Origin of the sequence: Paenibacillus glycanilyticus (assembly GCF_023715145.1) — a bacterium.
In the GTDB taxonomy this organism is placed as follows: domain Bacteria; phylum Bacillota; class Bacilli; order Paenibacillales; family Paenibacillaceae; genus Pristimantibacillus; species Pristimantibacillus glycanilyticus_A.
This window is the reverse complement of sequence record NZ_JAMBNP010000005.1, coordinates 229,270-254,050: the sequence shown is the minus strand read 5'-3', so window position 1 is coordinate 254,050 and position 24,781 is coordinate 229,270. Positions and strand designations below refer to the sequence as shown.

Here is a 24,781-nt window from a genome sequence, read left to right as displayed (position 1 = left end):
TTATTTCCCGTGTCTCTTGCCCTATCTATTCCGTCATTATCGGTCCCGGTCGCGGCGATCGTCCGAATCATCCCGTTTATTATTATTGCGGTCCTTATCTCGGTCGTTGTTACGATCCATATTGCGGTCATTGTCACGATCGTTATCTTCGTTTTGCCAGGACCAATTCTCCAGCTTATTTGAATTGTTTGCCGTATTATTATTATTGGAGTCGTTCTTCTTATCATCATCGTGATAGGAATCTTCATTCCAATCCTTCCGATTATTAGACCAATCCCCATTCGGCCATTTATCCTTATCCGAGCCGGATGGCTTGGATGGAGATATCGGCTTCACGGGGCGAGTTGGTTTATTCCAGTTGTGATTCTTATCCTTAGACCAGCCTGGTCTTTCGGTTTGCGACGGCTTAGCCGGAGGCTTTGGCTTTGTTCCGGTTGGTTTAGCCGGTTCCGTCTTGGTCGTATTCTTCTCCGGAACCGTACCCGCTTTGGCTGGCTTTGCCTGATCAGCAGCGGGTTTTGCCGCCTTTTTGCTTTGCTTTTCCTTCTGGGCAAGCTCTTTCAGCCTCTCTTTGCTTGCTCCCTGCTCAACAATCTTTTTGACCCCGCCTGCTGCCTGTGTTGCTTCAGCAATAGACTGGACCTTCATTTGCTCGAGCTCAATCTCGTAGCCTTCGTCCTTGGCCATAAGATAGACCGCCATTTTACCGGAAGAAATACCGTTGGCCGACGCCTCCTCGCGCACTTCGTTAGGAACGGAAAGCACGGTCACATTAGGCACTTTCGTAGCATCAATCTGCTTGATCGTTTCTTTGACCTTCTCGTCAATTGCGGTGGTTACCAGTCTCTCCAGATCATCGGCCAGACTCTTGTCATCCAGCATAAGGCTCGTAATGACGATATCCTTATCCGGTTTATCCAGATAATGCTCTGCCGCAACCGTACTCATAATAGAAGCCGCAACCGCTTCAAGAGGCTTTCCCTTATAGTTCAGCTTGCTTACAATCGCTTGTCCGTCACTATTAAGACCGTTCAGCTCCTGCACGCGCTGCTGTTTGTCCAAGCCCAGCTCAATGCTGGGATTAATGTCCAGACTCACGTAAGCCACAACAGGATGGGCTTCAGCCGTTGTCAGGTAAAAGAACGGAATAAAGAAGAGCAGAATCGCTGCCGCCGCCCCCGTATACCAATAGATCCGTTTCGGTTTGCGTCTAGGCACCGCGGTCTCCGCCAGAATCGCCGTCTCTTCCCCGATTCTCATATGGGATTGATGCGGGATAGAAATGAATTGGCCATCCGCCGTCATGACGACAGCCTTCTTGTTTTCTATGGAGAGAACAATCCCTCGTTTCATAATCCCGCCTCCTTCCCTTGCATGGGTATCGTAATGTTTAAGTAATCGGACAAATAAGGATATGTACCGTTCAAAATTAGTGAAATCGCAATAATATATTTTCGGTTACGCTCTACCGTTTTCCGGGATACACCGCATAACTCCGTCAGCTCTTTGACCGGCAGCTTGCCCGAGACATAGAGCTGGGCAAACAGCTCGCGTTTTCCTGCAAGCTTCTGTGCAATCCCCTGCAAAAGCTGGCGGGAATCGGCGTGCTTTGGCGAGCACTCCGCAAGCTCCATGAAGGAAATATGGAACTGCTGCAGCTCCTTCGTGAAATCCTCAATCTCGAGCCGCCTGTCATCGCCGTCCTGCTTAAGCTGATAAGCTTGCAAAGCCATTTTGGTATCAATCGGGTTATAGGTCTGTTCCTCTTCATCCTGCTGATCAAAGGCCGTATACGGCACCGTCTTCAGATGACGCTGCTCCTTGCGCACATAGTCTATCAATCTGCGGCGCATGACCGTCTCTGCAAAGCTGAGGAAAGATCTGCCCGACTCCGGGGAAAACTGCGTAATCGCTTCATTAAAGGCGGTTAACGCCACGCTAAATTCATCATCTCGCGTCGGGTCTACATACCGCTTGCAAAATCCGCTCGTAACCTTGGCTACATACGGCTTGTAATCGGTAATAAACTTCTCCCTCAGCTGATCATTGCCATCATGAATCTGTTTAATTATTTGTTCGGGAGCTAATCTTTCGTCATGCGCAGCTTCAGCGGAAGCCGACTTCCGCAAAAACCGTTTAAACATGAAGAGTATCCTCCTCTCTGTATAAGTTTCGATAATGCATGTTATTTTTCAGGGGGTTCTAACTTAGCAAATGTTAGAAATATGAGAAAAAATATAAGAAAAGATCAGAAACGGCAGCGCCGATTGTTTTTACGATAAAAAAGCCTCCGGCTCCGGAGGCTTAACTTTGGTAAGTCCAGTAAAAGTTAAACAGAAGTTCGTCGCTGCCGTAGTTTATTTCGTCTTCCGCTTAACATACCAAGACGTTTCTTTAGCTCGTTTTCCCATTCCTCGTCGCCAATCTGCTTCGCAAAGCTTAACAAATCCAGCGAGATATCGATCTGGCTGAGTACAACCTCCATGGGATCCTCGTTCTCGTGATTCACGCAGTTCTCGTACAACGCTTTGCCTTCCTGCTCCACATAGTCCTGAAAATCCACCTCGGCGGCGCCGTCCCCATGCGCGTACTCTGCCAGTATTTCATATTCGTTCTCAATTAAATAATGTATCTCTACGCGGTGGCATACAGGACAGAAAAGAATCGGTACATTATGAATATTGGTTCGCATATGCTTCAAAGTGCCTTTCGTTCCGATCATACTCGCTCCACAACAAAAGCTCATCGGGTGACAACCTCCTCAAAAGAATTTTCGCGTTCTTTGCGAACATTCTTGCTTCGTAAGGATCAGCTTAAAGAATTTTCGCGTTCTTTGCGAACATTCTTGCTTCGTAAGGATCAGCTTAAAGAATTTTCGCGTTCTTTGCGAACATTCTTATTTCGTAAGGATCAACTGAACTAGCGCATGCTTACTTCTCAACTTATTCGCTTCTCTATATCGAAATTCCTGCTTTATAAGCATAATCCGGGTTCTTTCTACATGCAAACCAGGATTTGGATGCAAAAAAAGCCCGTACCACAAAAGTGGTACGGGCTTTCTTCCCCTAGAAGCTTAACTTATTTCGCAACCAGTGTTTGTTGACCTGGTTTCCAGTTCATTGGGCACAGACCGCCGGATTGCAAAGCTTGCAATACGCGAAGCGTTTCGTCAACGCTGCGGCCTACGTCGTTATGGTTAACAACTTGGTATTTAACTTCGCCTTCCGGGTCGATGATGTACAGGCCGCGCAATGCAACGCCTTCTTCTTCGATCAGGACGCCGTAGTCACGAGCAACGCTCTTCGTGATGTCAGCAGCCAGAGGGAAGTTCAATTGGCCAAGGCCATTGTCGTTAACTGGTGTGTTGATCCAAGCACGGTGGCTGTGTTTGCTGTCAACGGAAACACCAAGAACTTCTGTATTCAGCGCTTTGAATTGCTCGGAAGCAAGACTCAAAGCCGTAATTTCTGTTGGGCATACAAATGTGAAGTCGAGTGGGTAGAAGAACAATACCAGCCATTTACCTTTGTAATCAGCAAGAGTTGCTGTTCCGAATTCTTTACCGTCACCTGTCGCCGTATCCATCTTGAAGTCTGGAGCCGGACGGCCAACCAAACGCTCTGCCATAATACAATTCCTCCTTAACCTATCCAACTAATTTTATAGTTATTGTCACTATTATTCCGTGACTTACTTATAGAATAGTAACACTAGCCTAGAATAAAGTCAATATTAGAATTGATATTTATTTATAATTATTATAAATAAGAAGAGCTTATTTCGCCATTGCGGCAACGATCAGATCGCCCATTGCCGTTGTGCCGATTGCCGTGCTCTTATCAACCGCGATGTCGCCTGTGCGGTGACCAGCGTCAAGAACGTTTTTAACCGCATCTTCGATGACTTGGGCTGCTTCGTGATAGCCAAATGTCAGGCGGAACATAAGGGCAACCGACAGGATCGTTGCGATCGGGTTCGAGATGCCTTGTCCGGCAATGTCAGGAGCGGAGCCGTGTACCGGCTCGTACAGGCCAAAGCTGCCTTCGCCAAGCGATGCGGAGGAGAGCATGCCGATCGAGCCTGTCAGCATTGCTGCTTCGTCGCTCAGGATGTCGCCAAACATGTTTTCCGTTACGATAACGTCAAAGCTGGATGGACGGCGAAGCAATTGCATCGCGCAGTTGTCAACGAGTACATGCTCGAGTTCAACTTCCGGATACTCGGGAGCGATCCGGTTAACCACTTCGCGCCACAGGCGGGATGTTTCCAGAACGTTTGCTTTATCTACCGAAGCCAGACGTTTGCTCCGGGTCATTGCGATATCGAAAGCTTGGCGAACGATGCGTTCAACCTCTTGCACGTTGTATACGCAAGTATCAACGGCTTCTTCGCCGTTTGCGCCCTCGCGGCGGAATTTCTCGCCGAAGTAGATGCCGCCAGTCAACTCGCGGACAACGATCAGGTCAGTACCTTCCAGTACTTCCGGTTTCAGCGTCGATGCTTCCTTCAGGCAGTCGAATACGTTAGCAGGACGGATGTTCGAGAACAAGCCGAGTGCTTTACGAATGCCGAGCAAGCCTGTTTCCGGACGAAGCTCTTTGGAGTTGTTGTCCCATTTCGGACCGCCTACAGCGCCGAGCAAAACAGCGTCAGCGTTTTTACAAATCTCAAGCGTTTCTTGCGGCAGCGGCGTACCTTTCTCGTCAATGGCAATACCGCCGAACAGACCATGCTCGAATTCGAATTGGTAACCGAACAATTCCTCGGTTTTTTTCATGACTTTAAGCGCCTCGCCAACTACCTCTGGACCAATACCGTCGCCGGCGATGACAGCGATTTTTTTCACTTCTGACATAATTGCACACTCCTCATATTCGCTCTAGCAAGCTATTCTCACACTATTATCATTTGTACCACATTTCAAGCATGAAAACCAAGATATAAAATCTATCATCTTTATAGGTGCTGCTTATAAAGGCCTCGACCTGTCTAGCCGTTGATCAGTTTGACATGATATTGGCGGCTGCGCGGACCGTCAAATTCGCAGAAATAAATACCCTGCCAGGTGCCAAGCACAAGCTTTCCGCCATTAATGACAACGGTCTGGCTTGTCCCCGTCGTAAGCGCCTTCAAATGGGAGGCCGTATTTCCTTCTGCATGCCGGTATTTCGGATGCTCCCAAGGATATACCTCGTTAAGACGCATTAATATATCATGCTTCACATCCGGATCGGCATTCTCTTGAATCGCAATTCCAGCAGTTGTGTGCGGACAGTATACAACGGCAAGCCCGCTTTGGATTCCTTCACGCGTTACAATAGATGCTACCTTACGCGTAATATCAATCATTTCATCTCTTCTTGATGTTTGCAGCGTTTCGGTAATCAACTTCTCCCTCCTCCTGTCCCTCATCTGTTCAGCTAACCGCAAAAGCCAAACTGAGAAAGTCAGAATAGACTTTGTCGGTTTGGCTTTTGTCGGTACTTTTGTTAGTTAAATCAGGCTCATCTTGTCGCGGCGTCCCGGGGACTTGCGTTTCTCGATGAGACGGTTAAGCGCATCGATGTAAGCACGCGCGCTTGCTTCAAGGATATCCGTGCTAAGGCCGCGGCCTTGAGCGGATACATCATCCTGCTTCAGCACAACATGAACCTCGCCCTGCGCATCCTTGCCTTGCGATACCGACTTGATGGAATAGTCTTCAAGCTCAACCGCTTCAGCCGTTACTTTATCAATCGCATTGTAGATCGCGTCAACCGAACCGTTGCCAATGGCAACTTCTTCGCGGTTCTCGCCATCCGCCGTGCGGATGCGCACCGAAGCGCTAGGCGTCGATTGGTTGCCATAGCTGACTTGAATCGCCTCAAGCGTATAGACTTCCGGCGTATCGATCAGCTTCTCTTCCAGGAAGGCACGGATATCTTCATCCGTTACATGCTTCTTCCGGTCAGCCAAGTCCTTGAACTTCGCAAAAGCCGCATTTACAGCTTCTTCATCCAGCTCGTAGCCGAGATCGATCAGCTTCTCGCGGAACGCATGGCGGCCGGAGTGCTTGCCCAGAACGAGCTTCGAATCGCGAAGGCCGATTGTATCCGGAGAAATAATCTCGTAAGTCGTTTTCTCCTTCAGCATGCCGTCCTGGTGAATGCCGGATTCATGCGCGAATGCGTTAGCGCCAACAATCGCTTTGTTGCCTGGAATGACCATGCCGGTCAGCTTGCTTACAAGGCGGCTTGTTTTTGCAATTTCCTTCAGGTTCAGCCCGGTTTTTGCACCAAAGTAATCGAAACGCGTCTCAAGCGCCAGCGCAACTTCCTCAAGCGCCGTATTACCTGCGCGTTCGCCGATTCCGTTGATCGTACCTTCGATCTGGTCGGCACCGTTCAGAATAGCCGCAAGAGCGTTAGCCGTTGCCATGCCGAGGTCGTCATGACAGTGGGCGCTGAGCTGGATTTTTTCGATATTTGGCACATTTTCCTTCACCGTCTTGAAGATGTTGCCGTATTCAAGCGGATTCAAGTAACCAACCGTATCCGGAAGATTCACGACAGAAGCGCCCGCGCGAATCGCCATATCCGTCATCTGGCAGACGAAATCAAGCTCTGTGCGTCCTGCATCCTCAAGCGAGAATTCGATCTTGCTGAAATATTTCTTCGCGTAAGTGATCGCACGTTCAGCCGTTTCCAGCACCTGCTCCTTCTCCATCCGAAGCTTATGCTTGCGGTGGATGGGGCTTGTTGCAAGGAAAACGTGAATGGATGGATCCTGCGCGCCTTTCAGCGCTTCACGTACCGCGTCGATGTCCTGTTCGCGGGAGCGTGACAAGCCAATAATCGTAGCATTCTTAACTGCGCTGGCAACCGCATTAACAGCCGCGAGATCTCCTGGGGAAGCCGCAGGGAAACCTGCTTCGATACGGTCCACACCAAGCTTCTCAAGCTGCAGCGCGATCTCAACCTTTTCTTTTGTGTTCAGGTTAACACCGGGAGACTGCTCTCCGTCACGAAGCGTCGTGTCAAAAATATAAATTTTTCGCATTTGTGCCTTACACCTCCGAGAACAGAATCATCCCGGACCGCTCAGAACGCGTGCAAGGCAGGTTTGGAACCTAACCTACTCGCACTCCGGCGAACCGGGATAACATCTTTTTATATGCGGGTTATGATCTTATTACTTTTTGATCCAGTGCATCAGTTCGCGCAGCTGTTTGCCAGTTTGCTCGATTGGATGAGCAGCTTCGTTACGACGAGTAGCTGTCAGCATAGCGCGGTTCGATTGGTTTTCAAGAATGAAGTCGCGCGCGAAGCGGCCGGATTGGATGTCTTCCAGAACGCGTTTCATTTCTTTCTTCGTTTCTTCCGTAACGATACGTGGACCAGTTACATAGTCGCCGTATTCAGCTGTGTTGGAGATCGAGTCGCGCATTGTAGCCAGACCGCCTTCATACATCAGGTCGACGATCAGCTTCAGCTCGTGCAAGCACTCGAAGTAAGCCATTTCTGGAGCGTAGCCAGCTTCAACCAAGGTTTCGAAGCCTGCTTTAACGAGCGCGGAAGCGCCGCCGCACAGTACAGCCTGCTCACCGAACAAGTCTGTTTCTGTTTCTTCTTTGAAGGAAGTTTCGATAACGCCTGCACGAGTACAGCCGATACCTTTAGCATAAGCAAGACCAATTGCTTTCGCGTTGCCGGAAGCATCTTGGTGGATAGCGATCAGACCAGGAACGCCGAAGCCCTCTTGGTATGTACGGCGAACCATATGACCAGGGGATTTAGGAGCTACCAGGAATACGTCTGTATCTTTGCTAGGCACGATTTGGCCGTAGTGAATGTTGAAGCCGTGGGAGAACATCAGAGCCGCGCCTTTTTTCAGGTTTGGTTCGATTTCTTCCGCGTATACTTTCGCTTGGGTTTCGTCAGGGAGCAAAATTTGAACAACGTCAGCAACTTTAGTCGCTTCTGCTACAGTCAACACTTCGAAACCGTCTTTTGCTGCTACGTCTGCGGATTTACCCGGACGAAGGCCGATAACTACTTTCAGGCCGCTGTCGCGAAGGTTTTGCGCTTGCGCGTGGCCTTGGCTGCCGTAACCGATAACTGCGATTGTTTTACCTTGAAGTACGCCTTGGTCTGCGTCTTTTTCATAGTACAATGTAACTGCCATTTTAATGATTGCCTCCTTTAATTTAACCCTTTTGAACGGGTGTTTAAGCAGAGAAGCCCGGATACGAACCACACTCCAAATGTCTCCCCTTAAACTCCCGTTCAAAACGGGATCTCACTAATTATAATTGATATTTGTTCTTACTATTAGCGTACGTTACCGCGGTTAAGCGCTGTTACGCCAGTACGGGAAAGCTCGCGGATGCCATAAGGCTTCAGAAGCTCTACCATGGCATCGATTTTCTCGGTATCGCCAATAACTTGTACGATAAGCGAATGAGTGCCGATATCCACAACCGCTGCGCGGAAGGTGTCTACTACGCCCAGAATCTCCGGACGGGAAGACGGCTCTGCGCTTACCTTGATAAGCGCCAGCTCACGGGAAACCATTGGATTGGAGCTCAGGTCGATAACCTTGATAACGTCAATCAGCTTATACAGCTGCTTGGTAATTTGCTCGAGCGTATGGTCATCGCCAGTTGTGACGATAACCATACGGGACAAGCCCTGCTCTTCGCTTGCGCCTACCGTAATGCTCTCAATATTGAAGCCGCGGCGTCCGAACAAGCCGGATACGCGCTGCAGAACGCCGGGCTGATCGTTGACAATTACTGCGATCGTGTGCTTTTTCATTCTGCATCCCCCATGATCATCTGGTCGATCGTGCTACCCTGTGCTACCATCGGGTACACATTCTCGTCTCTGCGAACAACAAACTCGACAACTGCAGGGCCTGGATGGCGGAGCGCCTCTTCCCATACAGCCTTCGCTTCTTCTTTGTTCGAAGCGCGGAAGCCTTTAACGCCGTAAGCTTCTGCAAGCTTAACGAAGTCAGGACTGCCTGCAAGATCGATATGGCTGAAGCGGTTCTCGTGGATGAGCTCCTGCCATTGGCGAACCATGCCCAGTACTTGGTTGTTAATGATGACAACCTTGACCGGAATGTTGTTGATGGCACAAATCGCAAGCTCTTGCGCGCACATCTGCATGCCGCCGTCACCGTTGATCGAAACAACGACGCGGTCCGGGTTCGCCATTTGGGCGCCAATCGCCGACGGGAAGCCAAAGCCCATAGTGCCAAGGCCGCCGGAGGTTACCCAGGAGCGAGGTTTGTTGAATTTATAATATTGCGCGGCCCACATCTGATGCTGGCCAACGTCTGTTGTTACGATAGCGTCGCCGTTTGTTGTATCGTGAATCATCTCGACAACCCACTGCGGCTTCAGCTCAACATCGGAATCCTTGTAGCTGAACGGATATTGCGCCTTCGATTCTTGGATCTGCTCGCGCCAAGCATCTGCCTTGTCCGCACGTTTCGCAAGCAGGTTCGCCTGCTGCAGAACCGTCTTCACATCGCCAACGATAGGAATATCGGTTGGAACGTTCTTGCCGATCTCCGCCGGATCAATGTCGATATGAACGATCTTCGCAAGCGGAGCAAAGCCGGCCAGCTTGCCCGTTACGCGGTCATCGAAGCGCGCGCCGATATTAATAAGAAGATCCGCCGATTGAATCGATTTGTTCGCCGTGTACGTACCGTGCATACCCGGCATGCCAAGCCACAAATCGTTGCCGCTTGGGAAGCCGCCAAGACCAAGCAAAGTCGTTGTAATCGGAATCTCGGTCTTCGTAACGAATTCGAGCAATTCCTCATGGGCTCCGGAGTAGACAACACCGCCGCCGGCAAGGATGAGCGGACGCTCGGACCCTTCGATCGCTTTGATCAATTTGTCGACTTGCAGCTTGTTGGGCGATACCGTCGGATTGTAGCCGCGGATGCTCACTTCCGTTACCGGTTTGAACAAGGTTTTGGCCGCCGACACGTCCTTCGGAATATCGATCAGAACCGGGCCTTTACGGCCGGTATTGGCGATATGGAACGCTTCATGGATAATGCGAGGAAGATCCTCTACATCGCGAACCATGTAGCTGTGCTTCGTAATCGGCATTGTAATGCCCGTAATGTCCGCTTCCTGGAAAGCATCCGTACCAATAAGGGACGAGATGACATTGCCCGTAATAACAACGAGCGGTACAGAGTCCATATAAGCTGTTGCAATTCCCGTAACGAGGTTTGTCGCGCCAGGACCGGATGTTGCGATACATACGCCAACGTTGCCGCTGGCACGGGCATAACCGTCTGCCGCATGGATTGCACCTTGTTCATGTCTTGTAAGAACATGATTGAAATCGGCGAACCCGTGCATCGCATCGTAGATGTACAATACGGCGCCGCCCGGATAACCAAACACGCAATCGACGCCTTCCAGCACCAAACTGCGGAGTAATATTTCAGAACCCGAAATTACTTCTGGCTTTCTCATCCGTTCCATAACTTCTTCTTTAGACTTCAGCGTTGCACTTTGCGTGACCATTAGTCATCCTCCTCTCGAAAACAACAAAAAAACCCTTCGTTCCTCCAGCTTCAACTATTGAAGCCTGAGGGACGAAAGGTTATATCTTCCGTGGTACCACCCAAATTCGTTATACATCTTGCGATGCATAACCTCCATAAGGTAAATGAACGTGTGCGCACAAAACGCCCATACCTTTGACACAATAACGCGTGTCTTGCGATTTTCCCTAATAACCAACATTTGACTTATGTTGCTTTTCAGGAAAACAGCTCCGAGGTGAGCTCGTAGAAAAGGGGTTTTGGCGATGGTTGCAGCTAATCCATCCGCTCTCTGAGCAAAAGAGCCCTTAACACTTCGTCCTCATCATTGCCGATTACATATGCTTGGATAAGATTTTCTTTATTATATGCCTTGCACATCTGTTCGTCAAGCTAATGTACCTAACTATTTCGAAAAAATAGTTAGGCAATATTCGCCTTTCGTTCATATGATAACATAGCCCATATTCGGCAATTTCATACGGTCAGGATGGATCGCTGATGATACGAGCACGTAATCCAAAGACAGACGATACGGAAATTTTCCGCCTCATACAAGCCGAGCTTATTCCGATGTCCCATACCGCCCATCCCCTGGATGCCCAGACGATCAGGGATCTTCCCGTACGGTTCCGCCGCGGGGTTACTTATGTAGCTTCAGAAGGAAAAACAAGCAAGCCCTATGGCTTTATCCGATTCGAAATCACGGGCGAAATCCTGTATCTTGATATGCTTGTCGTGCATCCGGATCACCGCAACCGGCAATGGGGCAGGAAGCTGCTGCTCGCCGCCGAGGCCTACGGAATAGCCCAAAACTGCAGAGCATCCAGACTATTCGTGGATGACATTAATACCAAGGCCAAAAATCTGTACAGCCGCCTCGGTTATCAGGCCATCCAGTATTATCCGGAGCTCCGCTGTTATGAAATGATTAAGCCGCTTGCTTCCTCATCTTACTACTAATCATATAAGCATCGTATAGAAAAGACTTATACCTTCTTATATTTTAGTAAAAACCGCCGCCGTACGGACCGCCGCCATAGCCGCTGCCGTAACCGCCGCCCTCATAGCCGCCGCCATAGCCACCGCCGTAATTACCGCCACCGCCGCCGCCATAGCCGCCGCCGTAACCGCCACCGCCGCATTTACCGCAGCCGCCGCCACCGCATCCGCAGCCGCCGCCACCCCAGAACGGCAATGTGCCGATAACAAGAAGATCAAACAATACCAGCGGCAAGAAGGCTGTGGTTTTCACCACTTTCCCCTTCTCTTTTCTCAGAGGTGCCAGTACGAGCTTGTTTTGCCGCAGTTTCACAAGCTTGCCTGTTACGACAGACCCGTCCTTGCGAACGGCATAGATCTGTTTGCCGACTAACTTCTTAACTTGTGCCTTGGAAACTTTGCTCATCAATATCCCTCCTTTCCCGTTGTTCTTTAGCTTATTCAAGAGGCTTGCCGCCTGCCTGTTTGTTTGTCCTTGAAGGAGGACCGAAGCATCAACCCATTTCATCTATGCTTAGAAATTCATTTGCCTAATGCGGGCAAAAAATAAAGCGGTGCGGGGATCTCCCCCTGCACCGCTTCTTATGAATTAGATATAGAACAATAGCTTTGATTCGGCTGGCTCAAGCTCGAGCTCATGGATGGACGTACCCGGCTTCAAGCTGAAAGATTCCCCGCTCCACAGATCGCGGACCGTCAGTCCCTTCGATCCGTCTACGCCAACACGGGACAAGTCGATTGTCTTCGATTTGCCGTTCTTACCGTCGAAGTTGAAGACGGCAACCCAAGTACCGCCGTCACCAGCCAGTGAGTACAGATCCTCGCCGCCAGTACCGCTTCTGCCTTCCGCCGGGCGGAAGGACTCCCCGCGCCTTGCAAGCGCCATAACTTCCCCGTTGGTCATCCACGCTTTGGCGCGGGATGCCGCTTCCTCCATCCGGTAATCGTCGCCGAGCAGCAGAGAAGTGCCGGCAATGACACCCGAGTTCAGGCGGCTGCGCCCTTCATGTTCCGAGGTTGCCTCCTGATTATAGCTTTTGTACAACACGATATGATCCGGATCATTAAACCGGTACAGATTGTCGCTGATCCACCAGCCGTACGTCAGTGCGTTCAGCATATATTCCGTATCATTAATCAAGCCGAAGGCATCGCAGGATACGCGTCTGCTATGCGCATAGCCGTGCGGGAACAGCGGAGCGATCGACAGATTGATGAGGAACGGACGTCCAAGACGCTCCGGGCTAAGCGCTTCCGCAATAGCGGCCATGCCAAAATTGTAAGCCTGGATGCCGGTGCGGATCGAAGGATCGTAATGTACGCCTTCCATCGCGCCATGCGCCAAAAAGTCCATTTTTAAATAATCATAGCCGTCCGCGACCACTTCATCCAGCTTGCGCAAAATGCGGTTAATCGCTTCCGGATGCGTAGGGTCGATAGGGAATGCTCCGTCCAGCTTCGGCAGAGGATTGCCGGCCTCGTCCTTCAGCAGGATCTCTCGGTACAGCACGGCGCCGTCCGTCCCTTCAACCGCTGTATCCGGGTTGCTTCCCCAGAACGCAAACGGGGTATAGTACGTTCCGGGCTTCTGACCGTTTGCCTTCACCCGGCTGACGGCATCCGCCAGCTCTTCCTCCTTCAAATTGTTGGAGAAAGCGTCAAAGTTGACATACAAGCTGCCTTCCTGATCCGCAAACCCATTCTCCTGGAGCTCCTTCGCGAAGAAATCGGAAGTATGCGTATAGACGTCGTAATCCAGCTTGGCCATAACGGCCGACCAGCTGTTCCAGCCCATAGGAACGCCGCCGGACCAGGAGAGGGCAGGCTGAACAACGGCATTAGCTTTGCCGTAAGCCTCCATGCCTTCGCGATAGTCGTCGTAAGCGCCTACCAATATCGTTGCGGACAGAATCGACGTTCCCCGCAGCGAGCCATGCGGAACGGTATCGCGCGTCTGCAGATCCGAGACGCCGGATAACACCCGAAGGCGGCCGATCGCTTCCGAGAATGTGCCTTCGACATCAATCGCTGTTTTCCACGTATCATGCGTAACCGAGCCGACAATAAAGCCACGTCGCGATTCTGCCCGGTAAACGGCCGTCACTTCATAGCTGCGGACGCTCACAGGGTTGGCATGCGAGCCAAAGCGTACCCATTTATCGTTATCGAACGGGATAAACAGAGAGCGGATTTCTTCCTTGGAACCGTCGCCGAAATCCAGTATGCCATTGTCGTTCAGATAAGAGGCGAGCGGCGTTAACTCATTCGTTTCCCATTCCTGCTCATCGGATGCTTCAAGCTCAATCAGAGCGTAAGGCAGATCCTTATACAGACGAATGTGCTGATTAAGTACGGGCTTACCCGGTTCGGTATGTTCAAAGCTGAAACGAAGCCCTTTGCCAAACCCATCCTCAATCTCCTGAACGGATGCTTCCGGAACGGCATGCGATCCATACCAGGAAGAGCGGACAACAGCTCCGCCAACACGCGCTTCAGCATATAATCCCGTCATCGTCTGGCCATTGCTCCAGGCAAGCGCCAGCGTGCCGTCCTCCGTATTTGCGGTTACCTTCAGCAGTCCGTTGTCTGCCGCAAACGTACCAGCGGCTTGTTCCAGCTTGAATTGTCCCATATTCGTCGTCATCATTTCTTCGCTCCCATTCCTAGATAGATTGAATACTCTTACCGGCTATTATGGTAAGGGAAAGAGCCAGCTCAGCTGGCCCTCCCTTGTACCGTCTATTCAAATGATATGACCGCTATTAATTCCACAGTGCTTTGCGCGACTCGTAATTGGCTGTGTAGACTGCTTCAACCTTCTCGTCGCCCGCACCTTTCATATCGGAAAGCATTTTGTCAAAAATCGAGCTTGCTTCTTCAGCCGAAGGAGCCATAATGGCTTTCGTGATCGCCTGCTTCGTAATATCGCTGATCTTTTGCTCGGACAATGCTTCAGGGGTGCCGCCTTGAGGGCTTATGCCATCGTAGATCGCCGTATCAAAAATGCTGTCCGACAGGTTCTTGATCGCCATCTGGTCGACCGGCGCACGCTCGTAACGGCCTGGAAGGTCATAAGGAGTGCCGTCTGTACCCGGACCGTTCTTGATAAACCAAGTCCATTTGCGAATGCCTGTTTCTTTCGTATAAGCCGCCCAATCGTCTTTGAATGCTTGAAGGGTTTCCGGACGCGGCACATGCTTGCCGTCCTTCATATCCCAATGCGTGCCTTCGATACCCCACATGAGCAGGTATTGGCCTTCTTCGCTTGCCAGGAAGTTGATGAACTGCATCGTGCGTTCCGGATTTTTGTTCTTCTTCGTGATCGCAATGGCATCCCAGCCGAGTGAGCTGCGGCCGCCGTAGGTTGTTTTCGCAGGGTCTACGCCGTCTGCCACAACTTTATAAGCGTACAGCTGCGATTCCTCGCTTTTATCCTTTTTGAGGATGGTGTTGGAGTTGCCCAAATCCCAATATGCGCCAGTCGAGGAGAAGATGGTGCCCGTTGCGATTTTTTGCTCCCAAACCTGACGTTTGTTGATCGCCCATTCTTTGTCCATCAAGCCAGAGCGGTACAAGTCGTTCATGAACAGGATCATGTCCTTGTATTTCGGATCCTTCACATCGTATTGCAGCTTGCCGTCATGCTCGTAGTAAGGCATCAGGCCAAACATGCCTTTGAAAGTGCCAAGCGTACCGCCCCAGTTCTCGCCGTCCATCGTCAGAGCGATCGAATCCTTGCCGTCGATTTGCGGGTATTTCGCTTTGAAATCAACCAAGAGCTGTTTGAACTCGCTTTGCGTGAACGGAACGCCGCCTTCCGCTTTATCCGGCGCAAGCTCCTTCACGATATCCTTGCGCATGTTGAAGCCGAATACCGGCTCGTGCTCAAGACCATACCAGTTGGACAGGTAGTAGTTCTTGCCGTCCTTATAACGCGTTTTGTTCAATACATCGCCGTACATTTCTTTTACGTCCGGACCGTATTTCTCAATCAGTTCGTCCAGCGGAATAATCGAACCCGCTTCCGTGTATTTCGCAACCAGATCGCTGGAACGGTCGAACATGATCATATCCGGCAAGTCGTCGCTCGCCAGCATCAGGTTCAGCTTCTCCGTCGGGTTGCCCGTCGGCTGCTGAATCTCGATCGTTACGCCGGTACGCTTCGTAATTTCTTTAGCGATGGCATTGTCGAACTTATCGCCCGTGTTCTTATCAAAGAACGTAATCGTAATCGGGTCGGTGCTTGGATCTTTTGTTTCGTTGGTAGCGTTTGTTCCTGCTGCATTCTCTGTTCCCGTGTTGCTTGGTTTGTTGTTTGTAGAATTTGACGAACAAGCAGCTGTAACCGAAATCATCATTGCGGCTGTCAGAAGCGACAGCGTCCATTTTTTTGCGTTCATACTTTCTTCCCCCTTATTCATTATCATAGCCGTATTGCAAAAGCTGTCCAGCCTGAACTCGCCGGGAGCACCCCCTCGCAAGTAATCTGTTACCCGGGCACGTTAGCTCTTAACCGCGCCCAGCGTCATGCCTTTTACGAAATATTTCTGAAGGAACGGATACACCATAATAATAGGAAGCGTTGCAACCATAGTTGCTGCCATCCGGATCGTATCCGGCGATACCTGCATGCGTTTTGCCGAATTCGCCATAGCCTGCGCATCGCCAACCATAGAGCCTGTCTGATACTGGTTGAGGATTTTGACTAGTACGGCCTGCAGGGTTTTCAAATCCGGATTATACGTAAACACGTAAGAGTCAAACCAGGAATTCCAGTGGCTGATCGCCGTGAACAAGCCGATTGTTGCGAGTACGGGCGTCGTCAGCGGCAAAATAATACGGAAGAAAATCTGGATGTAGTTCGCTCCGTCCATCTTGGCTGATTCGTCCAGCTCCTGCGGCAGACCTTGCATAAAGGTCCGGACGATGATCATATAGAACACGTTCATTAAGCCCGGCACGATAAACACCATAAAGCTGTCGATCAAATGGTAGCTCTTGAGCACCATATAGTAAGGAATAAGTCCGCCGCCGAAATACATCGTAAAGACGAAGTATAACGTCCAGAAGCGGTTGCCGACCAGTTCCTTCTTGCTCAGCGCAAACGCCAGCATACTGATCGTGATGACGGCAAGCGGCGTGCCGATTAAGGTCCTCAGCAGCGTAACCCGGATCGCCGTCCATATCTCGCTGTCGCCCAAAATTTGCGCATAGCTTGCGAGACTGAACTCCCTTGGCCACAGATAGAGGTTACCCCGCAGCGTATCCTCCGCGCTGTTCAGCGAGATAATGAAAACATTCCAAAATGGATAGAACGTAACTATAAATATCGCAACGATAAATGTGTAAACGGCGGTCATAAAGAGAAAATCTTTTTTGTCTTTCACCATGACGTGTTCTCCTCTTCCGTTTTGTACTAGAACAGCGACTGCTCTTCTGTCTTTTTAGCCATCTGGTTAACGGTGATGACAAGTAGGAACGCTACAACCGATTTGAACAAACCGACGGCGGCACCATAGGAGAACATACCGTTTTGCAAACCGTATTTGTACGTGTACGTATCGATAACTTCCGAGTACTCCATTACCGTATTGTTCTGAAGCAGGTACTGCTGGTCGAAGCCTGCGTTCAGAATACCGCCAACCGCGAGGATGGCCAAAATAATAATCGTCGGCCGAATGGACGGAAGCGTAATATGCAGCATTTGCTTCAGGCGGCTTGCGCCGTCAACCTTCGCAACCTCGTACAGCTCGGGGTTGATTGCCGCAATCGCGGCCAGATACATAATCGCGTTAAAGCCCATGTCCTTCCAGGCATTCGAGAAGGCGATAATCCACCAGAAGAGGTGGCCCTTCTGCATGAACTGGATCGGCTCGTCGATAATATGAAGTCCGGTCAGAATGTTGTTGATAACCCCGCCCGATGAGAGCATCGTGATAATAATATTTGCCGCGATAACCCAGGAGATAAAATGCGGCATATAGGAGACGGTCTGAAATGTTCGCTTGAACCAGCCGTTCCGCAGCTCATTAATCATGAGGGCCAGAATAATCGGCATCGGGAATCCGAACAGCAGCGAGAGGAAGCTTTGTGCCAGCGTGTTGCGCATAATCCTCACGAAATCGCCGTTTGTGAAGAAATAATCAAACCATTGCAGCCCTACAAAATCCGTCGTGAAAAATTGTTTAAAGAACGTTCCTCCGCCAGGCTGATAATTAATGAACGCCATATACAGTCCAAACATCGGCACGTAGGAGAACATCAAGGTCAGGATGATGGCGGGCAGCATCAGGACGTAAAGCAGCCGCTGCTCTTTTAATCTATCCAGCAGCCCGCCTCTTTTCCGTTTGACGGCAAGCGCCCCGCTTTCCTCTGGATGCGCTTTTGTTTGCATGTTCATCGTGTTGCCCTCCCGTGAATTGATTGCGTTTTCATTGCTTTGTGTCCTTATTATAGGCCCCGCAAAATAACCGTTCTATAATAAGATCTACCGATTTATGCTCGAAACCCACACACTTCCTTTTGCTGCATTGTTGAATAACGGCATTGCCGTTAAACTAGAAATAACGCGAATTATGTGGTTATATCACTTCAAGAAAGGCGGTGCCGACATGTATACCGTGCTGCTGGTAGACGATGAAGCGATCGAACTGGAGACGTTGGAGCATTATGTTCCCTGGGAGCAGGCAGGCATTCAAGTCGTCGGGACGGCGCGCAACGGGAAGGAAGCGCTGGCCAAGCTCACCGAGCTGAAGCCGGATATTATTGTGACAGACGTGCGCATGCCCATTATGGACGGACTGGAATTCGGACGGCGCGCGAAGCAGATCGACAAAAGCGTCAAAATTATTTATCTGAGCGGACATAATGAATTTCAATATATTAAATCCGCCCTTAATATCGAAGCGGCAGGTTATCTACTGAAGCCGATCGACATGGAAGAGCTGCTTGTGCTTCTTGAGAAAGTGAAAAAGAAATGCGAGGAAGAGCAGCTCGCAAGCGAGGGAGGCGGCTGGCGGCTGGAGAAGCTGCTGCTGCGCATCGTCCGCGAGCCTTCCCCGGATAAGCGGCTCGAGTGGATTCGGCAATGGGAAAAAGGGGCCTCCGGCTTTTTGAGTCATCAGGCATTTGGAGCCGCTTACATGACGCTTGAGCCTCCTGCCCTTCTGAGCCGCTCCGTTGACCGTATAGCCAGCGGCGATCCACCGGGCGCGACCTCTTCCATTCTGACGGAGGAAGCGGCGGAAGCCGCGCGGAATCTGCTGAAGCGGAGACTGGACGCCGCAATCGTGCTGGAGACCGGACCAAGCACGCTGTTTATTCTGTTTCAAGGGAAGCCCCAGCATTGGGAAACCGCTTATTGGGAGCTGCTCCGGGAGGAGCTGCTGGCTGTCACGGCGGAAGGCGAAGCCTTCGCGACGATCGGCCTGTCCGGCCCTTACAAAGGCTTTCATCTGCTGAAGGAAGCGTTCGAGGAGTCGCAGCGCTGCAACGAAGAGAAGCTGTACCGGCAGGCAGGCTCGGTTATCCGAAGCTGCAGCGAGGAAACGGCGAAGCAGTCCGATATTCCTGTAGACGCGGCGTCAGCTTCTCTTATAGCTGCGGTGCAGGCAGGCGATGCCGAACGCGTGGCCCATGTGCTGGACGACTGGTTCAGCAGCATGCGGCAGGAGAGGATTGAGCGCAACTTCGCCGTTCGGGCGGTGATCCAGCTGCTGACCATTCTGGAGCAGCATTTTACTTCCCTTATGGTTGGCCCGCTTCGCGAACAGCTGCTGGCGGATCATTGGAAGGAGCTGTCGTCGCTGCCTTCGATCACCCATTATCACGCTTATGCGCTCCGATTCTGCTCGGAGCTGCTCAAGGCGGCGGCCGAGCGCGATATCGACCGTCATCAGTCGGTCGCCGAGCAGATCATAAAGCTGATCACCGAGCGATATCATCTGCCTCTTACGGTCGAGGATATCGCCAAGGAAGTCTTTTTGTCGCCCAACTATGTACGAACGATCTTTAAGGAAAAGACCGGCGAGACCATCCTTGATTATTTAACCCGAATCCGCATGAATCATGCTTCGGAGCTGCTGAAGGACCGGTCGCTGAAGGTGCGCGAGATTGCCCACCGGGTCAGCTACGAGAATGTCTCCTATTTCTGCTCGGTATTCCAGAAGCATAAAGGCAGCACGCCTAACGAATACCGCAAATTGCAACTTTAGGCTGGAGTGGTCTGTCAAATGAGGAAGCTAGCCGGATGGCTGATTAATCCCTTATACAATTGGCGGCTTCGCGAGAAGCTGTTTGTCATGTTCCTGCTCGGGGGAATTCTCCCCTTGCTCTTTTTCGTTCAATATTCGTATTCAACCATTCGCAGCGAGCTCTCTTCCCAGATGGTGGCGAATACAGGCTCTACAGTCGCGCAAATTAATTCCAACCTGGAGAACAAGCTGGACGCGTACACGAAGCTGTCCGCAACGCTGTACCTGGACTCCACGCTGCGTGCTTATCTGACCAATGATTATTCGAAGGATCCTTCTCTCTTCGTCGACGCTTACAAATATATTAACAACTCGTTTGTGAACATGCTGACGACGAATCCGGACATTGAATCGATGACGGTCTTTATCAGCAACGAAACGCTGCCCACGGACGGGATGTACATTAAATCCATGGATCAGAGATTTCGCAGCTCCTTGGCTTACAAGTCGCTCAGCGGCAGCTTCGGGGACGTCAGGTTCGTCACCTCTCCTCCGGAGCCCGACAAGCCGCCGATGTTCACGTTGACGCGTCTGCTCAATATCAGCAGCATGAATAATCCGTATGGCGTACTGACGATCAATATCCTGGAGTCCGATATATTCCGGCTGATGGCGAAGGAAGCGAGCGACAAGTCGGTACTGATCATTAATGAAGAAGGCATCGTCATGTCAGCCAAGGATAAAAGCCTGCTGAATCAGCCTATCGACTTGCCGGATCCTTTTCCCGCCGAGGCGACCGGCCGGTTCGACAGTACCTATAACGGCGAGAAGGTGCTGGTCGTCTACAACACAACCAAATACGGCTGGAAAAGCGTATCGCTTATTCCTTACAGCAGCTTCTTGTCCAAAGCGCATTTAACGGCAAAACGGATTCTGACCTATGCTCTGGTCAGTCTTGCCCTCATGGCGATTCTGATCTATGTAACCGCCCGGCTGTTCACCAAGCGGATGGAGAAGCTTGTAGGCATGATCCGCCGCATTGAACGGGAGGACTTCGAGCTTATCGATATCCGGCCGCTAGGGCGGGATGAGATTGGTCAAATCGGCAATGCGCTCCGGAAGATGAGCCAGCGTCTGAGCTCTTTAATCTCTGACGTCTATATGAAGGAGATCGATAAGCGGGAGGCTGAGCTAAACGTGCTGCAGGCGCAGATTAACCCGCATTTCCTGTACAACTCGCTTGCATCAATCTCATCGCTTGCCATCCGCAACGATGATCCGCGCATGAACAAGATGGTGACCGATCTGGCGAAGTTTTACCGCATCTCGCTGAACAAAGGCAAAAACACGCTGTCTGTTCATGAAGAAATTCAGTTGACCCGCTATTATGTATCGATCCAGCAGGTGAGATTCGCTAATCTGCTTCGGGTTCACTACGATATCGATGAATCCGTGCTGCCTTGCCCCATCGTCAAGCTGACGCTTCAGCCGTTCGTAGAGAACTGCATCAACCATGCGATTTGGGATCACGAGCTTGGCATCAACATTATTATCCGCGCATATCGCGAGGGGCAGGATATCCTGCTTAGCGTCATCGATGACGGCATGGGCATGCGGATGCAAAAAGACGGTCTGCCCGAAAGCGAGGATACGCTGTCCGGCTACGGCGTGCGAAATGTCGATAACCGGATTAAGCTGCTGTTCGGCGATTCGTACGGGGTGTCGATCTTCAGCCGGCTTGGAATCGGGACGTCGGTGACGATTCGGATTCCCGGGAAGTAAGAACATGGTGATTAGGTTAATGGGCAAACTGCGCAATTAAATGTACCGTTCGCCATTGCCCGGGGATTCCTTGAACAATTCCAATTGGATTGGAGTCCCCGAGCAAAAGCGTCATAGACAAAAAGGCTGTGCCCGGATAACCCCGGCACAGCCTTTTGTTTATTTCTTGATCTTGACCTTGTAGAGCTTGGATTGCGCGCCCTCGAGACTTACTTGAAGCGAGTCCTTGGCTTCGGCTTTAGCGCCGGTCCATGCATCCGTGAGCTCAACCTTCGAGGTTGCCGAGTCGCCTAAAGCCCGTTTCAGATCGACGGTCTTCACGACTGCCTCATTCGTGTAGTTGAACACGGCGAGGTAGTAGTCCTTCTTGTCCTGCAGGACGAATACGTCTGCCGCAGCGTTGCCCGTATTTCCTTCCACAGGGCGGAAGGCTTCGCCGATCAAAGCGATCTCGTTTACGCTTTTGTTCGTAAGGAGCGATTTCATCAGCTTTTGCGTTTCTACATTGCTTACGTCATCCGAGTTCATATACACGGTGCCGGAAATTGCCGCCGCATTAACCCGGGTCTGAGCCGCGTTAAAGGAGCCGCCCTTCGCGAGCGTCATGTAGTCCGGATCGGTGTACGTGTAGATCGTGCCGTTTTGCCACCAGCCGTACGTCAGGTTGTTAAGCTGGTATTCGGTGCGGCTAAGCGAGCCGTCAACGTCACAGGAGATACGTCTTGCATGAGCATATTGGCTAGGGAACAACGGAGCAATCGAGGCGCTGATGAACATTTTGCCGCCAAGCACCTTGTTGATATGAGCCATTCCCTGGTTATATGCCTGAATGCCTGTCTGAACGCTAGGATCGTAATGCTTGCCCTCGAAAGAGCCATGGGACAAGAAGTCGATCTTGATATATTCAAATCCGTAGTCCAGGAACTTCTTGAAAATATACTCGACGCGCTGCTGGGAGCCTGGATGCGTTGGGTCGATCGCGTATGCGCCGTCTACCTTCGGAAGAATATTGCCTTCCGTATCGCGAAGCACGATATCGCCGTAAGTATACTTGCCGTTTGTCCCTTCTACCGGCTGCGACATGTTGTCACCCCAGTATACGAAAGGACCGTAGTAAATGCCTGCTTTTTGCCCGTTTTTGCGGATCAGCTTAACGGCGTCGCGAAGCTGCTGCTCGGACAGGTTATCCCAATAGGAGTCCATATTGATATAGACGGTGCCTTTGTTTGTAAACGATTTTTGCAGATTGGCCTTGAAGAAATTCGATACTTCTGCGACTTTGTCGTAGCTGAGCGAGCTCTCGTAAGCACCCCAGCTGTTCCAGCCTACCGGCACGCCGGAAGGAACGCCCTTCTCGAACTTGAGCGGCGGCGCAACGGCCGCGTTCGCTTCTCCGTAATTCTCCAAACCGTCGCGGTAATCCGCGTAGTACCCGATGGCGATTTGCGGCGAAGTGATTGTCTTGCCCGACACTTTGCCATGACCAATGCTGTCATGAGTCGAAGTGAGCGAGGTGAAGCCGCCGTACACCTTCAGCTTGTTCAGCTTGTCATTCGAGCCGCTCCAGAAAATACCGGTCTTCCAAACATCATGCGTTACCGAACCGATCACAAGTCCGGTGCGGCTGTTGTTATCATAGATGGCCGTCATCTCGGAGCTGATGTAGTTGTTGTTGTTCAGCGCCGTGTTGATTGTGCGGGCTTGATATCGGGACCACGCGTCATTGTCGTAAGGCGTGATTAGTACGCGGTTATCTCCGCTGCTGCCGACATCAACGCCGCCGCTTGCATTCACGACGAGCGGAGCCATATCATTCGAGCTGACCGAAGTGCCGCTAACCACTTGCTGGGATACGAGGAAGTAAGCCTGATCCTCATACAGCTGGTAAATCTGCTTCATAACCGGCAGGCCTTCGCCGCGGTTCTCGACCGTAATGCGGACACCTTTGCCATGTCCATCCTTAATTTTCTCTACATTGCTGAGTTTAAAGCTATGCTCGCCGTATTTGCGGCTGTCCAGCAGCTTATCTTCCAGCTGAGCGCTCGCATAAGCGCCTTTTACAAGCGTTTTGCCATTCCAAGCATATGCCGCAAGGCCAGATTCCGTATTATACGTAACGCTGATGGAACCGGAAACGAAGGTTGCTCCCTTCTCATGCGCGGTTACCTTGATCGTGCCGTATTTTTTGGAGTCGATCACTTGGCCGATTTGGCCGATGTTGTCTACCGGACCCGGGTCCTCGCCCGGTCCTTCTGCAGCCGCGATCTCAATTTTATCAATATCCGGCGACCAGCCGCCGTCATCGTTAAACGTGATGGTATTTGCTCCCGCCTTCAGCTCTACCTCCAGCTTGAACACGCCAAGCGTGTCCCAGTTTTCGGTTTTTGGAAGGGCGTAATTATCCGATTGGCCGTCATTAACGGCAATGGATACCGGACGGGGATCTCCCGAGACGTAAGAGATGCTAAGCGTATATACGCCTGCCTTCTCTGCCAGGATGTCACGGAATTGCAGCGTGGATCCGCCCCACAGATTGCCGACCTTTTTGCCGCCCGAGCAGCCTGTAGCCGCGCTGCAGCCGCTGACTGACGCATTACCTGTCAGCACATTGACGGCTGCTTCCGCTTCATAAGCCGTGCCTGGGCCAGGCTCGCCGGGACCTCCGCCTTCGGATAACTTAAGCTCAATCCGGTCGACGTCCGGCGAATAACCGCCTTCATCTTCCAGTTTGATCGTGTTCGCTCCGGCCTTCAGCTCAATCTCCAGCTCATAGGTGCCAAGCGTGTTCCAATCGACTGTCTTCGGCAGATCATAATGATCGGTTGTGCCGTCATTTACGCGAACCCCAAAAGATCTAGGATCTCCGGAAATATAATGGATTGTCATTGTATATACGCCGGCTGTTTCCACCGTTACACCGTTTACGGTCAGTGACGAACCTCCGTACAAGCCGCCGACGATTTGGCCGCCGGAGCAGCCCGTTGCTTCCGCACATGCTTTGATCTCTGCTTTTCCCGACAGCGTATTGACAGCCGCTTCCGCTTCGTACGAATAGCTTCCATCAGCCGAGTCAGCTGCCGCAGCGGACAGATCCGCGCCTGCAGCCTCAACCTCACGTCCGCCGGTTCCTCCGGCTAACTGGACGAGCAGGACGGTCACCAGCAAGAGGAACAAACCTTTGCCGGACCATGCCCCAAATTTCCTTTTCATTACATCAAGCCTCCCGTTCACATCAGAAATGTTGAAGC

General features: G+C 51.2%; 19 protein-coding genes. 3 read left to right on the top strand and 16 right to left on the bottom strand.

Annotation, left to right across the window (positions count from 1 at the left end; translation table 11 throughout):
• Positions 1–36: 36 nt before the first annotated feature.
• The 10 genes from M3194_RS16220 to ilvB all read right to left on the bottom strand — a co-directional run bounded on the left by M3194_RS16220 (position 37) and on the right by ilvB (position 10,537).
• Entirely contained in the window at positions 37–1,353 is a 1,317-nt protein-coding gene (locus M3194_RS16220; RefSeq protein ID WP_251655106.1) for an anti-sigma factor domain-containing protein, read from the bottom strand.
• Positions 1,350–2,144 (bottom strand): RNA polymerase sigma factor SigI, encoded by a 795-nt coding sequence (gene sigI / locus M3194_RS16215; RefSeq protein ID WP_251655105.1) that lies wholly within the window; start codon positions 2,142–2,144, stop codon positions 1,350–1,352. The genes M3194_RS16220 and sigI overlap by 4 nt, the downstream gene beginning before the upstream one ends.
• Positions 2,145–2,329: 185 nt before the next feature.
• Positions 2,330–2,746, bottom strand: a complete 417-nt coding sequence (locus M3194_RS16210) for a hypothetical protein (protein ID WP_251655104.1) — start codon at positions 2,744–2,746, stop codon at positions 2,330–2,332.
• Positions 2,747–3,078: 332 nt separating this feature from the next.
• The gene (locus tag M3194_RS16205) at positions 3,079–3,627 is read right to left on the bottom strand and encodes a peroxiredoxin (protein ID WP_251655103.1); all 549 of its coding nucleotides are present in this window, start codon (positions 3,625–3,627) and stop codon (positions 3,079–3,081) included.
• A gap of 148 nt (positions 3,628–3,775) precedes the next feature.
• Positions 3,776–4,855: a 3-isopropylmalate dehydrogenase gene (gene leuB / locus M3194_RS16200; RefSeq protein ID WP_251655102.1), complete on the bottom strand. Its 1,080-nt coding sequence runs from the start codon at positions 4,853–4,855 to the stop codon at positions 3,776–3,778.
• A 134-nt stretch (positions 4,856–4,989) separates the two neighbouring features.
• Positions 4,990–5,412, bottom strand: a complete 423-nt coding sequence (locus M3194_RS16195; protein ID WP_251655101.1) for a secondary thiamine-phosphate synthase enzyme YjbQ — start codon at positions 5,410–5,412, stop codon at positions 4,990–4,992.
• Positions 5,413–5,493: 81 nt separating this feature from the next.
• Positions 5,494–7,038 carry a 2-isopropylmalate synthase gene (locus M3194_RS16190; protein ID WP_251655100.1) on the bottom strand — a complete coding sequence of 515 codons (1,545 nt, stop codon included), beginning with the start codon at positions 7,036–7,038 and terminating at the stop codon, positions 5,494–5,496.
• 132 nt (positions 7,039–7,170) lie between these two features.
• Positions 7,171–8,163 carry a ketol-acid reductoisomerase gene (gene ilvC / locus M3194_RS16185; RefSeq protein ID WP_015842927.1) on the bottom strand — a complete coding sequence of 331 codons (993 nt, stop codon included), beginning with the start codon at positions 8,161–8,163 and terminating at the stop codon, positions 7,171–7,173.
• A 146-nt stretch (positions 8,164–8,309) separates the two neighbouring features.
• Positions 8,310–8,795 carry an acetolactate synthase small subunit gene (gene ilvN / locus M3194_RS16180; RefSeq protein WP_132303137.1) on the bottom strand — a complete coding sequence of 162 codons (486 nt, stop codon included), beginning with the start codon at positions 8,793–8,795 and terminating at the stop codon, positions 8,310–8,312.
• A complete protein-coding gene (ilvB, locus tag M3194_RS16175; RefSeq protein WP_251655099.1) occupies positions 8,792–10,537 on the bottom strand; it encodes a biosynthetic-type acetolactate synthase large subunit in 1,746 nt (581 codons plus the stop codon). The genes ilvN and ilvB overlap by 4 nt, the downstream gene beginning before the upstream one ends.
• A gap of 521 nt (positions 10,538–11,058) precedes the next feature.
• Between ilvB and M3194_RS16170 the strand changes: the two genes are divergently transcribed.
• Entirely contained in the window at positions 11,059–11,520 is a 462-nt protein-coding gene (locus M3194_RS16170) for a GNAT family N-acetyltransferase (protein ID WP_251655098.1), read from the top strand.
• A 43-nt stretch (positions 11,521–11,563) separates the two neighbouring features.
• Here the strand turns inward: M3194_RS16170 and M3194_RS16165 are convergent, their stop codons facing one another.
• The 5 genes from M3194_RS16165 to M3194_RS16145 form a co-directional block, all read right to left on the bottom strand.
• A complete protein-coding gene (locus M3194_RS16165) occupies positions 11,564–11,968 on the bottom strand; it encodes a hypothetical protein (RefSeq protein WP_251655097.1) in 405 nt (134 codons plus the stop codon).
• Between the two features lie 180 nt (positions 11,969–12,148).
• On the bottom strand, positions 12,149–14,206 hold the full coding sequence (locus M3194_RS16160; RefSeq protein ID WP_251655096.1) for an alpha-galactosidase: 2,058 nt from the start codon (positions 14,204–14,206) through the stop codon (positions 12,149–12,151).
• 115 nt (positions 14,207–14,321) lie between these two features.
• Positions 14,322–15,959 carry an ABC transporter substrate-binding protein gene (locus M3194_RS16155; RefSeq protein ID WP_251655095.1) on the bottom strand — a complete coding sequence of 546 codons (1,638 nt, stop codon included), beginning with the start codon at positions 15,957–15,959 and terminating at the stop codon, positions 14,322–14,324.
• A 102-nt stretch (positions 15,960–16,061) separates the two neighbouring features.
• Positions 16,062–16,949 (bottom strand): carbohydrate ABC transporter permease, encoded by an 888-nt coding sequence (locus M3194_RS16150; RefSeq protein ID WP_251655094.1) that lies wholly within the window; start codon positions 16,947–16,949, stop codon positions 16,062–16,064.
• A 26-nt stretch (positions 16,950–16,975) separates the two neighbouring features.
• Positions 16,976–17,959 carry an ABC transporter permease gene (locus M3194_RS16145; protein WP_251655093.1) on the bottom strand — a complete coding sequence of 328 codons (984 nt, stop codon included), beginning with the start codon at positions 17,957–17,959 and terminating at the stop codon, positions 16,976–16,978.
• A 211-nt stretch (positions 17,960–18,170) separates the two neighbouring features.
• Between M3194_RS16145 and M3194_RS16140 the strand changes: the two genes are divergently transcribed.
• Both M3194_RS16140 and M3194_RS16135 read left to right on the top strand, forming a co-directional pair.
• Complete coding sequence (locus tag M3194_RS16140; RefSeq protein ID WP_251655092.1) at positions 18,171–19,772, top strand: response regulator; 1,602 nt, start codon at positions 18,171–18,173, stop codon at positions 19,770–19,772.
• An 18-nt stretch (positions 19,773–19,790) separates the two neighbouring features.
• Positions 19,791–21,533, top strand: coding sequence for a sensor histidine kinase (locus M3194_RS16135; RefSeq protein ID WP_251655091.1), 1,743 nt, complete (start codon positions 19,791–19,793; stop codon positions 21,531–21,533).
• Between the two features lie 159 nt (positions 21,534–21,692).
• Here the strand turns inward: M3194_RS16135 and M3194_RS16130 are convergent, their stop codons facing one another.
• Complete coding sequence (locus M3194_RS16130) at positions 21,693–24,743, bottom strand: CBM35 domain-containing protein (RefSeq protein ID WP_251655090.1); 3,051 nt, start codon at positions 24,741–24,743, stop codon at positions 21,693–21,695.
• Between the last annotated feature and the right edge of the window lie 38 nt (positions 24,744–24,781).

Excerpts from the sequence above, each read along its gene's own strand:
- M3194_RS16135 (WP_251655091.1), top strand. The coding sequence starts at position 19,791 with ATGAGGAAGCTAGCCGGATGGCTGATTAATCCCTTATACAATTGGCGG.
- M3194_RS16170 (WP_251655098.1), top strand. The coding sequence starts at position 11,059 with ATGATACGAGCACGTAATCCAAAGACAGACGATACGGAAATTTTCCGC.
- M3194_RS16160 (WP_251655096.1), bottom strand. The coding sequence starts at position 14,206 with ATGATGACGACGAATATGGGACAATTCAAGCTGGAACAAGCCGCTGGT.
- M3194_RS16220 (WP_251655106.1), bottom strand. The coding sequence starts at position 1,353 with ATGAAACGAGGGATTGTTCTCTCCATAGAAAACAAGAAGGCTGTCGTC.
- ilvB (WP_251655099.1), bottom strand. The coding sequence starts at position 10,537 with ATGGTCACGCAAAGTGCAACGCTGAAGTCTAAAGAAGAAGTTATGGAA.
- ilvN (WP_132303137.1), bottom strand. The coding sequence starts at position 8,795 with ATGAAAAAGCACACGATCGCAGTAATTGTCAACGATCAGCCCGGCGTT.
- ilvC (WP_015842927.1), bottom strand. The coding sequence starts at position 8,163 with ATGGCAGTTACATTGTACTATGAAAAAGACGCAGACCAAGGCGTACTT.
- M3194_RS16155 (WP_251655095.1), bottom strand. The coding sequence starts at position 15,959 with ATGAACGCAAAAAAATGGACGCTGTCGCTTCTGACAGCCGCAATGATG.
- M3194_RS16205 (WP_251655103.1), bottom strand. The coding sequence starts at position 3,627 with ATGGCAGAGCGTTTGGTTGGCCGTCCGGCTCCAGACTTCAAGATGGAT.
- M3194_RS16140 (WP_251655092.1), top strand. The coding sequence starts at position 18,171 with ATGTATACCGTGCTGCTGGTAGACGATGAAGCGATCGAACTGGAGACG.
- sigI (WP_251655105.1), bottom strand. The coding sequence starts at position 2,144 with ATGTTTAAACGGTTTTTGCGGAAGTCGGCTTCCGCTGAAGCTGCGCAT.
- M3194_RS16190 (WP_251655100.1), bottom strand. The coding sequence starts at position 7,038 with ATGCGAAAAATTTATATTTTTGACACGACGCTTCGTGACGGAGAGCAG.
- M3194_RS16150 (WP_251655094.1), bottom strand. The coding sequence starts at position 16,949 with ATGGTGAAAGACAAAAAAGATTTTCTCTTTATGACCGCCGTTTACACA.
- M3194_RS16145 (WP_251655093.1), bottom strand. The coding sequence starts at position 17,959 with ATGAACATGCAAACAAAAGCGCATCCAGAGGAAAGCGGGGCGCTTGCC.
- M3194_RS16210 (WP_251655104.1), bottom strand. The coding sequence starts at position 2,746 with ATGAGCTTTTGTTGTGGAGCGAGTATGATCGGAACGAAAGGCACTTTG.
- M3194_RS16195 (WP_251655101.1), bottom strand. The coding sequence starts at position 5,412 with ATGAGGGACAGGAGGAGGGAGAAGTTGATTACCGAAACGCTGCAAACA.
- leuB (WP_251655102.1), bottom strand. The coding sequence starts at position 4,855 with ATGTCAGAAGTGAAAAAAATCGCTGTCATCGCCGGCGACGGTATTGGT.
- M3194_RS16130 (WP_251655090.1), bottom strand. The coding sequence starts at position 24,743 with ATGAAAAGGAAATTTGGGGCATGGTCCGGCAAAGGTTTGTTCCTCTTG.